The organism is Faecalibacter bovis, assembly GCF_017948305.1.
In the GTDB taxonomy this organism is placed as follows: Bacteria; Bacteroidota; Bacteroidia; order Flavobacteriales; family Weeksellaceae; genus Empedobacter; species Empedobacter bovis.
Window position 1 is genome coordinate 2056722 of record NZ_CP072842.1, and the last position, 12284, is coordinate 2069005.

General features: G+C 31.7%; 13 protein-coding genes. 8 read left to right on the forward strand and 5 right to left on the reverse strand.

The window, feature by feature from the left end; all coding sequences use genetic code 11:
- Positions 1-17: 17 nt before the first annotated feature.
- Positions 18-602, reverse strand: a complete 585-nt coding sequence (locus J9309_RS09910) for a PhnA domain-containing protein (protein ID WP_230475729.1) — start codon at positions 600-602, stop codon at positions 18-20.
- Positions 603-708: 106 nt separating this feature from the next.
- On the opposite strand from J9309_RS09910, the gene J9309_RS09915 reads away from it, so the two are divergent.
- On the forward strand, positions 709-1560 hold the full coding sequence (locus J9309_RS09915; protein ID WP_230475730.1) for a PDDEXK family nuclease: 852 nt from the start codon (positions 709-711) through the stop codon (positions 1558-1560).
- 32 nt (positions 1561-1592) lie between these two features.
- Here J9309_RS09915 and J9309_RS09920 read toward each other — a convergent pair whose 3' ends face one another.
- Complete coding sequence (locus J9309_RS09920) at positions 1593-2054, reverse strand: DUF4268 domain-containing protein (protein WP_230475731.1); 462 nt, start codon at positions 2052-2054, stop codon at positions 1593-1595.
- 122 nt (positions 2055-2176) lie between these two features.
- On the opposite strand from J9309_RS09920, the gene J9309_RS09925 reads away from it, so the two are divergent.
- From J9309_RS09925 to J9309_RS09945, 5 genes are all read left to right on the forward strand, one after another.
- A complete protein-coding gene (locus tag J9309_RS09925) occupies positions 2177-2668 on the forward strand; it encodes a TlpA family protein disulfide reductase (protein WP_230475732.1) in 492 nt (163 codons plus the stop codon).
- A 1-nt stretch (position 2669) separates the two neighbouring features.
- Positions 2670-3275, forward strand: coding sequence for a thioredoxin family protein (locus J9309_RS09930; RefSeq protein ID WP_230475733.1), 606 nt, complete (start codon positions 2670-2672; stop codon positions 3273-3275).
- 223 nt (positions 3276-3498) lie between these two features.
- Positions 3499-4455: a zinc metalloprotease gene (locus J9309_RS09935; protein WP_230475734.1), complete on the forward strand. Its 957-nt coding sequence runs from the start codon at positions 3499-3501 to the stop codon at positions 4453-4455.
- Between the two features lie 96 nt (positions 4456-4551).
- The gene (locus J9309_RS09940; protein ID WP_230475735.1) at positions 4552-5007 is read left to right on the forward strand and encodes a hypothetical protein; all 456 of its coding nucleotides are present in this window, start codon (positions 4552-4554) and stop codon (positions 5005-5007) included.
- A 1-nt stretch (position 5008) separates the two neighbouring features.
- Complete coding sequence (locus J9309_RS09945) at positions 5009-5908, forward strand: MBL fold metallo-hydrolase (RefSeq protein WP_230475736.1); 900 nt, start codon at positions 5009-5011, stop codon at positions 5906-5908.
- Positions 5909-6041: 133 nt separating this feature from the next.
- Here J9309_RS09945 and J9309_RS09950 read toward each other — a convergent pair whose 3' ends face one another.
- From J9309_RS09950 to J9309_RS09960, 3 genes are all read right to left on the reverse strand, one after another.
- Positions 6042-6806, reverse strand: coding sequence for a GH12 family glycosyl hydrolase domain-containing protein (locus J9309_RS09950; RefSeq protein WP_230475737.1), 765 nt, complete (start codon positions 6804-6806; stop codon positions 6042-6044).
- Between the two features lie 2 nt (positions 6807-6808).
- Positions 6809-7609: a class I SAM-dependent methyltransferase gene (locus J9309_RS09955; RefSeq protein WP_230475738.1), complete on the reverse strand. Its 801-nt coding sequence runs from the start codon at positions 7607-7609 to the stop codon at positions 6809-6811.
- A 63-nt stretch (positions 7610-7672) separates the two neighbouring features.
- On the reverse strand, positions 7673-8614 hold the full coding sequence (locus tag J9309_RS09960; RefSeq protein WP_230475739.1) for an NAD(P)H-dependent flavin oxidoreductase: 942 nt from the start codon (positions 8612-8614) through the stop codon (positions 7673-7675).
- 170 nt (positions 8615-8784) lie between these two features.
- Here J9309_RS09960 and J9309_RS09965 point away from each other — a divergent pair, with 170 nt between their 5' ends.
- Both J9309_RS09965 and secA read left to right on the forward strand, forming a co-directional pair.
- A complete protein-coding gene (locus tag J9309_RS09965) occupies positions 8785-9006 on the forward strand; it encodes a DUF2795 domain-containing protein (protein ID WP_019976296.1) in 222 nt (73 codons plus the stop codon).
- 130 nt (positions 9007-9136) lie between these two features.
- Positions 9137-12256, forward strand: coding sequence for a preprotein translocase subunit SecA (gene secA / locus J9309_RS09970; protein WP_230475740.1), 3120 nt, complete (start codon positions 9137-9139; stop codon positions 12254-12256).
- Positions 12257-12284 lie beyond the last annotated feature (28 nt).

Sequence of the window (12284 nt, forward strand, 5' to 3'; positions counted from 1 at the left end):
ATATATATGAAGCGTAATTATGCTTGTTTTTTTACATATTTAGTTAAAATCACAATAGATTGTCCTTCAACTTTTCCTTCAATTTGTTCGTGGTTGTCATGTACTAAACGAATATTACGAACAGCAGTTCCAATTTTAGCATTTAATGACGAACCTTTTACATCTAAATCTTTCGTTAATGTAACTGTATCACCATTCGCTAAAATATTTCCGTTGCAATCTTTGTGTAATTGTACAGCTCCATCACCAATATGATCACCAGAAGCTTTTGCGTATTCTAACATTTCATCATCTAAATACATCATATCTATCGCATCAGCAGCCCAGCTTTCATTACGAAAACGATTTAGCATTCGCCAAGATAAAACTTGTACACCTGGAACTTCGCTCCACATAGAAGATAATAAAATTGGCTCCCAAAAAGCAGCATCCAATTCTTCTCTTTTTTCAATTTGTGCTAAACATTTTTCTGTGATTAAAACGATACGATCAGGATTGCTCGTAGCATCTGGCTGGACTTCGTAAATTTTTAGATTTTCAGTTTCTCCGCTTAATTCACATTGATTTCCGCTTCGTTCCTGTAAAAGAGTATCTAATTTCATGTATTTAATTTTTTGGTTGTGCAAAGATAAGATTTATTATTAATTATGCATTTTACTGTATAATAATCGAATAATTATCTAAATTTAATCTTCCTAAATAAACAATATGAAAGTATCTAAATTCAATGGAGAATTAGTTGATTATAATCCTAAAGCCTTAAAAATTTCATTAACTAAATCCGGAGCTACCAAGGATGAAGTGGAAGAAGTGTTTGAATTAATGAGTCCACAAATTTACGATGGAATAAAAACACAAGATTTGTACAACTTAGCATTTGAAAGTTTAAAAAAATATAGAAGTTCGTATGCTGCTCGTTATAGTTTGAAAAAAGCGCTTCGCGATTTAGGTCCAGAAGGATATTATTTTGAAAAATACATCAAAAGATTAATGGAAACAGTCGGTTTTAATGCCGTTAATGGACAAACGGTTCAGGGAAATGCTGTTACGCACGAAATTGATGTAGTTGCACAGAAAGACGATGTTTTATTTTTTTGTGAATGTAAATTTAGAAATGATATTGACGCGAAAATCAGCGTAACGACACCAATGTATTTCATGTCGAGAATGATTGATGTGAGGGATAAAGAATATACCTACTTCAATAAAACGTTACAACCAACAAAAGGTTTTTTAATAACCAATGCGTACTTAACAACAGATTCTATCGATTGGGCCGAATATTATAAAATAGGTATGATTTCGTGGAATTATCCAGATAAAATGAGTTTAAAATATCTAATTGATAATCTTGCAATTTATCCAATTACTTGTTTAACATCTTTAACCAAAGATCAACAAAAAGTTTTAATGGATGCAGGATGCATTTTAGTAAAAGACATTTTACTGAAAGAAGAATATTTAAAATCGCTGAGTCTTTCTAATGAATTTGTAGATGAATTAGTAAATGAAGCAAACGAATTAATATCAATAGAAATAATAGAATGTGTTATTGAATAAATAAAAAAGCTCGGGTTTTACCGAGCTTTTTTTTATTTAAATATTTCGAAACTTTCTTTGTGATCACACCAAAACTCATCCAAATTAATCATACGTTCTTTTAAGAAAGTAATGATTGTTGGCCAATCTGTATCTCTAAAAATACTCACATTTTCTAGTCTGATTTTAATGGTAGAAATCTCTTTTCCATCATCGTCAAAATCCTGTGCAGTCCAAATCCAATCTTCACCAAGATAACCTTGCAAAACAATTTCGTATTCTTCTAATTGTTCCCAAATCATTTGTCTAAAATCTGGATCCGGATGATCAACTTGAATCATAACTTCAGCAAATTTTCTATCTACATTCGTTCGAAAGTAAATTCCTTTTACACCAGTTTTATAATTAATCCAGTTAATGCGTTCTCCTTCTGCATTCATTTGTAGTTTCATATATCCACCATACGAAACCCAAAAATCCTTTTTTTTCTGAAAAGCTTCTTCTTTTGAGTACAAGTCAACAATTTTTTACAAAATTCGTTAATTTAGACGGAATTACAAAAATTGAGTTAAAATCAGTAAAATCCTCATCCTATTTTTTTAAAAAACCTTACTTTTATTTTCAAATTATAATCAAAATGAATTTTTTAAAAATATTCTCACTACTTGCCATTTTAAGTTTTAATCAAATCAATGCACAAGATGTAAAAGTGATTAAATATGAAGAGTTATTTGAGATGGTAAAACAACCTACAGATCAGTTAATTATTGTAAATTTCTGGGCGACTTGGTGCGGACCTTGCGTGGAAGAAATGCCACACTTTGTTGAAGTTGATGAACAAAATAAAGACAATTCAAAAATAAAATTTTTGTTTGTTTCTATGGATCGTGTCAAGCAATTAGATAAAGTAAAGCAGTTTATTAATGATTTTAAAATTAATGCTGAAGTTGTTTTATTAGATGATAACAAACGTATGAACGAATGGATTCCGGCAATTGATAAATCTTGGACAGGAAATATACCAGTAACAGTTTTTTACCAAAACGGAGAAAAAGTTCATTTCGTTGGTCAGGAAATGAGCAAATCTGAATTAGAAGAAAATATTAAAGTTTTTAAAACATCACATTAATATGAAAAAGTATATTCAATTATTTATTACAACTTGTCTTATCTTGTTTGGTGTTGCAGTAAACGCGCAATACAAGGTTGGGGATGTGGCAACAGATTTTAGTCTGAAAAATATTGATAACAAATTTGTATCTCTGAAAGATTTTAAAGATGCAAAAGGTTTCATCGTAATTTTTACCTGTAATCATTGTCCTTATTCAAAAGCATACGAAGATAGAATCGTTGCATTAGACAAAAAATATAAAAAACAAGGTTATCCAGTAATTGCAATTAATCCGAATGATCCTGAAGTTCAGCCACAGGATGGTTTCGAAGAAATGAAAATTCGTGCCAAAGAAAAAGGATTTACTTTCCCTTATTTATTAGATGAAGGTCAAAAGATTTATCCTCAATATGGAGCAACAAAAACGCCACATGTATTTTTGCTACAAAAGGAAAAAGATAAAAATATTGTAAAATATATCGGTGCGATTGATAATAACTATGAGGACGCGAATGATGTATCGGAGCGTTATGTAGAAGATGCGGTTAATGCATTATTAGGAAATAAACCAATAAAAGTTACTTCGACTGTTGCAATTGGTTGTACAATTAAAGTGAAAAAGTAATTTATCGTTTAAAGATATCGAACACTCAATTTATTGAGTGTTTTTTTTATCCTAAAATTTGACAAGTCTTTATTAATAGAGGGTTTTGGTTATTAAAAAAGCATAATAATTGATATTTCTTTAAATTAATTTTAAACATTTCGGTAAAATATTAAAATAAATATAATACAGTTTCAAAATTATTTGTTAATTTTAAGTGTTTAACACTAATAAATTACTAATTATGAAGAAATTAATTTTTTTATTATCAGCTGTTTTGTTTTTTACAGCTTGTTCTGAAGACGATGCATCTGTGATCGATCAGCCAACAGATACAGTTGAAGATTTAGCTCGTCGTGGTTGTGCAACAGATGAAGTTTTTAAAGAACAATTAGCTGCCGATCCATCTTTAGCTGCTCGTATGCAACAAATAGATGAGTTTGCAAATAATTTTGATTTATCCGAAGCTCGATTAGTTAACGGTCAAATTGTAATTCCAGTTGTTGTTAATGTTTTATACAGAACGACTGCAGAAAATATTTCAGTTACACAAATTCAATCTCAAATAGATGTTTTAAATAAAGATTTTAATGCTCAGAATTCTGATTTTTCATCTGTCCCAACTATTTTCTCAGGAGTTAAAGCAAATGTCGGTATCCGATTTGAGTTAGATCAAGTACGACGTAAGTATGTAAATCGTACCTCTTGGGGAACAACAGATTTAATGAAGAAATCAACTGGTTTAACACCATTAACGCCAACTACAAAGCTGAATCTTTGGGTTTGTACCATTGGAAATGGAATCTTAGGTTATGCTCAATTTCCTGGAGGTTCTTCTTCAACTGATGGTGTAGTGGTAGATTCTAAATATTTAGGAACAACTGGTACTGCAACTTATCCATTCAATTTGGGTAGAACTGCAACGCACGAAGTTGGTCATTGGTTAAATTTACGTCACATTTGGGGTGATGCAACATGTGGAACTGATTTAGTAGCAGATACTCCAACTCATAATACTGCAAATTACGGAGTTCCAACTTATCCTCATTACAGTACTTGTTCAGGTTCGCCAGTCGAAATGACAATGAATTATATGGATTATACTGATGATCGTGGAATGAACATGTTTACAAACGGACAAAAAACTAGAATGTTATCATTGTTTGCCGCTGGTGGTGCAAGATACAGTTTTGCTCAATAATCTAATTTAAACTTATTTTAATATATCAAGACTCTTAGAATTATAGCTAAGAGTCTTTTTTATTTTGTAAATTGAGCTAAATTAAAACCTGATAAAATGAGTAAAAAGTTTACAAGAAAAGATGTTATTGATCATTTGATTTACCTAAGGGAAGAAGAAATAAAAACTTTAGAAGAAACTCATAAAATGCAAACAGAAAGTTTGGATTTGGATGAAGATTCAAGTGTTGAGGTTGATGATTTAGTACAACAAAGTCGTTCGACAGATGATGCTTTTGCAACTAAAATAAGATTAGATGAAGCTAAGAAAGAATTAGAATCATTTATAATACTAAAACCAGAATTAGTTCCAGGAATTACTGAAGGAAATGTAGTATTTACAAATAAAGTAAATATGGTAATCGGTTTAGCTTTTCAACAGTTTGAACTTGATGGAGTAAAATTTGTTGGGATTAGTACAAATGCACCGATTTATAAATCTTTGGAAGGAAATATTAAAGGTGATACATTAGAATTTAACGGAGTAGAATATACCATAGAAGAAATATTATAAAATGCCACAAATACACACAATTGATTTAAATTTTCAGCAAGAGGATCATTCGATTGCTGCTTATTTAATAGAAACTGCTCAAGGTCCTATTTTGATTGAAACCGGTCCGATGTCAACTTTCGATACTTTACAAAAAGGGATTGAAAATCTTGGTTTTCAACTAAGTGATATTGAAAATGTTTTGGTTACACATATTCATTTTGATCATGCAGGTGCAGCTTGGAAATTTGCTGAACATGGCGCTACAATTTTTGTACATCCAATAGGTGTTCCACATTTACACCATCCTGAAAAGTTATGGAATTCTGCTGCTCAGATTTACGGAGATGATATGAATCGTTTGTGGGGAGAGATGAAACCTATTCCTGAAGATCAATTAGTTGGTGTTGCGGATGGAAATAAAATTGAGTTTGGCGATGTTGTGATCGATGTGTTGTATACGCCTGGTCATGCTGTGCATCATAACGCATATCAAATAGATGATGTAATTTTTACAGGCGATGTAGCAGGTGTTAGAATCGGTAAAGGTCCGGTGGTTCCACCTTGTCCTCCGCCAGATATTAATATTAAGCTTTGGAAAGAATCTATTGAAAAAATTAAGAGTAAAAATCCAACAGCATTGTATTTAACACATTTTGATCGCCAAGAAAATCCTATTGAATTATTGAATGATTTAGAATTGATACTACACGATTGGGCAAACTACATCAAACCATTTTATGATGATCAAGTTCCAGCGGATACAATAGTTCCACTTTTTATGAATTATACGAAAAATCAATTCAAAGAAAAAGGATTATCTGACGAAGAAATTCAAACTTATGAATATGCAAATCCAAGTTGGATGTCAGTTAACGGATTACTGCGTTATTGGAAATTAAAAGAACAAGGAAGAATTTAAATAAAAAGCTGTCAGTTTTGACAGCTTTTTTTATGTCGAAATGATTGTAAATCTACTGTTTAAGATTAGATTTAATTTCAGACAATTCATAGTCAGTTAGTGAAAATAGGTGCTTGAATTCAAGCACCCTTTTTTATTCAATGTTTACGTTATACTCAACTATTTTTATTTCGCCAGTTGAGGTTAAAATCTCAGTTCCAAATTCAAACGAAGACAAATAATGATTGTTTTTAATCATATTATTTTCCTTCATATAAGTTATAAATTCCATTAAATTCAACTTTCCGCTTTTACGTTTATTCAGGCGAAGGAATGCGATATAATTCCAACCTTTATTCAATTCTTTTTTAAAGATTTTACCAGCATATACTTCGTATTGACCAGTAGAAGTTGTAAGTTTTCCTTGTTTTTTTCCAAAGGGATTAAATTTATTGTAATCTTCCCAAATCATTACTTCGGTGTCAATAGTTTCAAATGCAACTTTTGGAGAATTGTGAAGCCAAAAATCAAATGCTAGATTATATTTCTTATCATTAACAATTAATTTAGTATCATATTTAACTTCAAACGTTTTAATCTCATTTAAATTTTTAAAATAATTCTCAGTGTTTACATTTACTAAATTGTTCCATGCACTAGTTCCTAAAAATATCATCGGATAACCCAAAACGCCATAAGATTTTCCAGGAGTTTTCCATTTCCAACCAGGCTGATCATTTTCCAAATAAATGGTTTGATCGTAGGTGCCTTTTTTAATTTTATACGTTCCCCATTTGTTATTATTAATTTCAAATTCTTTCCAATTTATTATTTCTCCAGCATTATGTTTTTCAATTCTTTGCGCCTGAAGTAGAATAGGAGATAAGATTAAAAATGTAAGAATAAGTATATTTTTCATTGTTATTTTTTTGTAGCTTGAATGGCATAAACCATTGGAATTTTATTTTCTAAATGTTTAATTCTGAATTTTTTTGGTTCAAATTCAATCGTGTGCTGAAAGCAGTTATAAGGCGAATAATCATATTCATTAAATAGGTTTATTTCTAATCCATTTTTGATTAAACTGTTCAAAACTTCAGTAATACCATGATTCCACATAACATATTCCTGTTTTATTGGCGCTTCTCTATCGGCATACGTTCCTTCAAAAGATTCTTTTATTGCGCCTCGGTTAAAATAATTATAACCAATTTTATCAAAATTATCATCAAACATCCAAACCACTGGATGAAATTCGACAAAAACTAATTTTCCTTCAGGTTTTAGAAAATGCGAAATAATGTTCGCCCATTTGTCCAAATCAGGTAACCATCCAATCACGCCATAACTGGTAAAAACCAAATCAAATTTCTGATGTAAATGGTTTGGTAAATCGTAGATGTCACAACATATAAATTCAGCTTCAGCATTTAGCTCTTTAGCAATTTCTTTTGCATAATTAATTGCTTTATCAGATAAATCTACACCCGTAACATTTGCGCCTAATTTTTGCAAGGAAATTGTATCTTGACCGAAATGACATTGTAAATGAAGTATTTTTTTTCCTTTTAATTCGCCTAAAAGTTCTTGCTCAATTTCATTCAAAGAACTTTTACCTTTTCTGAAATTTTCCATGTCATAAAATTCAGATTTTAGATGAAATTCAGTTTTAGTGTTCCATGAATTTTTATTAATTTCTATATAATTTTCTTCAGCTTTCATAGGTTTAAATTAAAAAAGGATGCCATTTATGACATCCTTATAAAATTAGTTTATTTTAATGAATTATAATTTATTAATTAACTCTCTGGCTTTATCAAAATCTAAAATTAATTCATCAAAAACTTCTTGCACAGTAGGAATCGAATCAATTAAGGCTGAAACTTGTCCAATTTCTAATTCTCCATTGACTAAATCACCTTCAAACATTCCCTTTTTCGAACGCCCTCTTCCTAAATGATTTTTTAATTCTTCAGCCGTTGTTCCTTTGATGTATAAATCCTGCACTTCGTTATAAAATTGATTTTTAATCAAACGAACTGGAGCTAATTCTTTTAAAGTAAGCATAGTATCACCTTCTTGTGCTTTAACAATTTCATTTTTGAAAGCATCACAAGCAGAAGATTCAACAGTAGCAGCAAAACGCGATCCTATTTGTACTCCATCTGCACCTAAAGCCATAGCTGCTAACATTTGTGATCCGGTTGCAATTCCGCCCGCAGCAATCAATGGAATATCTATTTGCTTTCTTACATTAGGAATAAGACATAAAGTGGTCGTCTCATCTCTGCCATTATGTCCACCAGCTTCAAACCCTTCTGCCACGACAGCATCTACACCTGCATCGGCACATTTTTGAGCAAATTTGGTGCTACTTACAACATGTGCAACAGTTATTCCTTCTTTTTGCAACGTTTCTGTCCAAATTTTTGGGTTTCCTGCTGACGTGAATACTGTTTTTACGCCCTGTTCAATTATAATTTCTATGATTTCTTCTAAATTAGGATATAACATTGGTACGTTAACTCCGAAAGGCTTATCAGTAGCGGCTTTACATTTGATAATGTGTTCTTTAAGAACGTCCGGATACATGCTTCCAGCACCGATTAAACCTAGTCCTCCCGCGTTACTAACAGCAGAAGCTAAACGCCAACCACTATTCCAAATCATTCCTCCTTGAATAATTGGGTGTTTTATTGAAAATAATTTTGTTATATTCGTGTCCATTTTCTTATATTTAGTTGCTAAAAATAGATAAATAAATCTAAGAAAAAAGGATAAATTTAAAGAAAAGACTGACAGTTTGACTTTGGCAAATTATTTGATTTGGAATTTTCGGGTTTTGAATCGATAATAGAGAGTTAAATAGTCTCTACTAATAATAAAAAGATATAACTATGTATTGGACTTTAGAATTGGCATCTTACTTAAGTGATGCACCATGGCCAGCAACAAAAGATGAATTAATTGATTACGCAATTCGTACTGGAGCTCCATTAGAGGTAGTGGAAAACTTACAATCTATCGAAGATGAAGGAGATTCTTACGAAAGTATTGAAGAAATTTGGGCTGACTATCCAACGGATGACGATTTCCTTTGGAACGAAGACGAATATTAATATAAAAAAGCCCAAGTTGGGGCTTTTTTCAATTCTATAACATCTATATAAAACATAGTTGATGTATATTTACATCGAAAACTAATAAAGGTTTGTTCCTTTAGTGGTTTGGATAAGAACGAGCTACAATATGAATATTATTAATAAAATTTTACAGGGATTCTTAGGTAATAAGAATGAAAAAGATGTAAAAGAATTACGTAAATACGTAGATTTAGCCAATAGTTTTGGTCCTGCTTTGGAGGCGTTAACTATTGACGAACTTAGAGGGAAAACAAAAAGTTTCCAACAAAAATTAAAAGAGGCTACTGTTGATTTTACAGCTCAAATTAATGAGTTGAAAGAAAAAGTTGAAGCTACTTCTGATTTTACTGAAAAAGAAGCTTTATACGCTCAAATTGATAAAATAAATAAAGAAGCTTACCAAATAGAGGAAAAAATCTTAATTGATATTTTACCAGAAGCTTTCGCGGTTTTACGCGAAACAGGTAAGCGTTTTACAAATAATGCACAATTAGAAGTTACTGCTTCTGATTACGATAAACAACTTGCTAATTTAGGTGTTGACTACGTTACCTTAAAAGACGAAAACACTGCTATTTGGTACAACGAATGGGATGCTGCAGGTCGTAAAGTAAAATGGGATATGGCACACTATGATGTACAGTTCATCGGAGGTTCTGCTTTACACCTTGGTAAAATTGCAGAGATGCAAACAGGGGAGGGTAAAACTTTGGTGGCTACATTGCCAATCTATTTAAATGCATTAACAGGTCGTGGAGTTCACTTAGTAACAGTAAATGATTACTTAGCAAAACGTGATATGGCGTGGATGCGACCAATATTTAATTTCCATGGTTTAACTGTTGATTGTATTGATAATCACCAACCTAATTCTGCTGGACGTAGAAATGCTTATGCATCTGATATCGTTTATGGTACGAATAACGAGTTTGGTTTTGATTATTTACGTGACAATATGGCAAACGAACCAAGTGCTTTAGTACAACGTGAGTTAAATTTTGCTATTGTCGATGAGGTGGATTCTGTATTAATTGATGATGCTCGTACACCATTAATTATTTCTGGTCCAGTTCCTCAAGGAGATCGTCACGAATTTGATGTTTTAAGACCAAAAATTGATACTTTATACCACATTCAACGTGAAATGTTAGGTAAAGTATTAAATGAAGCTAAAGCATTATTTAAAGCAGGTGATTTAAAAGAAGGTGGGTTTAAATTATACCAAGTTTATCGTGGTTTACCAAAATATAAACCTTTAATTAAATTCTTATCTCAAGATGGAATCCGTGCGCAGTTACAAAAAACAGAAGCGTATTTCATTCAAGATAATAATCGTGAAATGCCTAAAGTGGATCAACACTTATATTTTACAATTGATGAAAAATCAAATCAATCAGATTTAACAGATAAAGGAATCGAGTATTTATCTAAAGGTATGGAAGATGAAAATTTCTTCATTTTACCTGATGTATCTACTAATATTGCCGAGATTGAAAATTCTGGAAAAGCAAAAGAAGAAATTGCTTTAATGAAAGAAGAATTCTTCCGTGATTTCTCTATTAAATCTGAGCGTATCCATACAATGTCTCAATTATTAAAAGCATATACTTTATTTGAAAAAGATAATGAATATGTTGTAGTTGATGGTGAAGTAAAAATCGTTGACGAATCGACTGGTCGTATCATGGATGGTCGTCGTTATTCTGATGGATTACACCAAGCGATTGAGGCCAAAGAAAATGTAAAAATTGAAGCGGCTACACAAACTTTCGCAACTGTTACATTACAGAATTATTTCCGTATGTACAACAAGTTAGGAGGTATGACTGGTACTGCTGAAACGGAGGCTGGTGAGTTCTGGGAAATTTACAAATTAGATGTTGTTTCTATTCCAACAAACCGTCCAATTTTACGTCATGATAGAAACGATGTTGTATTTAAAACTAATCGTGAGAAATATAAAGCTGTAATCGAAGAAATTACTAAGTTATCTCAAGAAGACAGACGTCCAGTATTAGTTGGAACAACGAATGTAGAGGTGTCTGAGTTATTATCTAAAGCATTAAAATTACGTGGAATTCAACACAACGTTTTAAATGCGAAATTACATAAGAAAGAAGCAGATATTGTAACAGAAGCTGGTCAGCCAGGTGCGGTAACTATTGCAACTAATATGGCAGGTCGTGGTACCGATATTAAGTTAACGCAAGAAGTTAAAGACTTAGGAGGTTTAGCAATTATTGGTACAGAGCGTCATGATTCTCGTCGTGTCGATCGTCAGTTACGTGGTCGTGCAGGTCGTCAAGGTGATCCAGGATCTTCTCAATTTTATATCTCTTTAGAGGATTCATTAATGCGTTTATTCGGTTCTGAAAGAATTGCAAAATTAATGGATCGTATGGGACACAAAGATGGTGAAGTAATCGAACATTCAATGATTACAAAATCTATCGAACGTGCTCAGAAGAAAGTTGAGGAAAATAACTACGGTGTTCGTAAACGTTTATTAGAATATGATGACGTTATGAATAAGCAACGTGAAGTAATTTACAAACGTCGTCGTAATGCGTTATTTGGAGATCGTTTAGAGGTTGATATTGCAAACATGATTTACGATGTTGCTGCTTCAATCGTTAAAGAAAATAAAGAATTTGAAGATTTTGGTCGTTTCGAATTAGATTTAATTAAATACTTTACAATGGGAACTCCTGTTGATGAAGCAACTTTTAAATCGACTTCAGCTAAAGAATTATTAGATATTGTTTATCAAGCTGCATTAGCTGATTACAAAGCTAGAATGGAATATGTTGCTGAAACGGCATTCCCTGTTATTGCGGGTGTTTATGAAAATCAAGGTCACATGTTCTCTCGTATCCAAGTTCCGTTTACAGATGGTATCCGTCAAATGACAGTTGTTTGTGATTTGAAAGAAGCTTACGAATCAAAAGGTAAAACGATTACTAAAGATTTCGAAAAATCTATTGTTTTATCGTTAATTGATGACAACTGGAAAGAGCATTTACGTGATGTTGATGATTTACGTCGTACATCTCAGAATGCGGTTTACGAGCAAAAAGATCCATTAGTAATTTACAAACAAGAATCTTTCATGATTTTCCAACGTATGTTAGATACGGTTAATAAAGAAATCATTTCATTCTTATTTAAAGGTGAATTACCTAATGCGAAGAAATCTGAAGAACAAGCAGAAGAACAAGAAGCTTAATTAGATTAAAATTCATACATTTAAAATC

Bases quoted from the DNA above. Each gene is read 5' to 3' on its own strand.
- J9309_RS09910 (WP_230475729.1), bottom strand. From the start codon at position 602: ATGAAATTAGATACTCTTTTACAGGAACGAAGCGGAAATCAATGTGAA.
- J9309_RS09915 (WP_230475730.1), top strand. From the start codon at position 709: ATGAAAGTATCTAAATTCAATGGAGAATTAGTTGATTATAATCCTAAA.
- J9309_RS09925 (WP_230475732.1), top strand. From the start codon at position 2,177: ATGAATTTTTTAAAAATATTCTCACTACTTGCCATTTTAAGTTTTAAT.
- J9309_RS09930 (WP_230475733.1), top strand. From the start codon at position 2,670: ATGAAAAAGTATATTCAATTATTTATTACAACTTGTCTTATCTTGTTT.
- J9309_RS09935 (WP_230475734.1), top strand. From the start codon at position 3,499: ATGAAGAAATTAATTTTTTTATTATCAGCTGTTTTGTTTTTTACAGCT.
- J9309_RS09940 (WP_230475735.1), top strand. From the start codon at position 4,552: ATGAGTAAAAAGTTTACAAGAAAAGATGTTATTGATCATTTGATTTAC.
- J9309_RS09945 (WP_230475736.1), top strand. From the start codon at position 5,009: ATGCCACAAATACACACAATTGATTTAAATTTTCAGCAAGAGGATCAT.
- J9309_RS09950 (WP_230475737.1), bottom strand. From the start codon at position 6,806: ATGAAAAATATACTTATTCTTACATTTTTAATCTTATCTCCTATTCTA.
- J9309_RS09955 (WP_230475738.1), bottom strand. From the start codon at position 7,609: ATGAAAGCTGAAGAAAATTATATAGAAATTAATAAAAATTCATGGAAC.
- J9309_RS09960 (WP_230475739.1), bottom strand. From the start codon at position 8,614: ATGGACACGAATATAACAAAATTATTTTCAATAAAACACCCAATTATT.
- J9309_RS09965 (WP_019976296.1), top strand. From the start codon at position 8,785: ATGTATTGGACTTTAGAATTGGCATCTTACTTAAGTGATGCACCATGG.
- secA (WP_230475740.1), top strand. From the start codon at position 9,137: ATGAATATTATTAATAAAATTTTACAGGGATTCTTAGGTAATAAGAAT.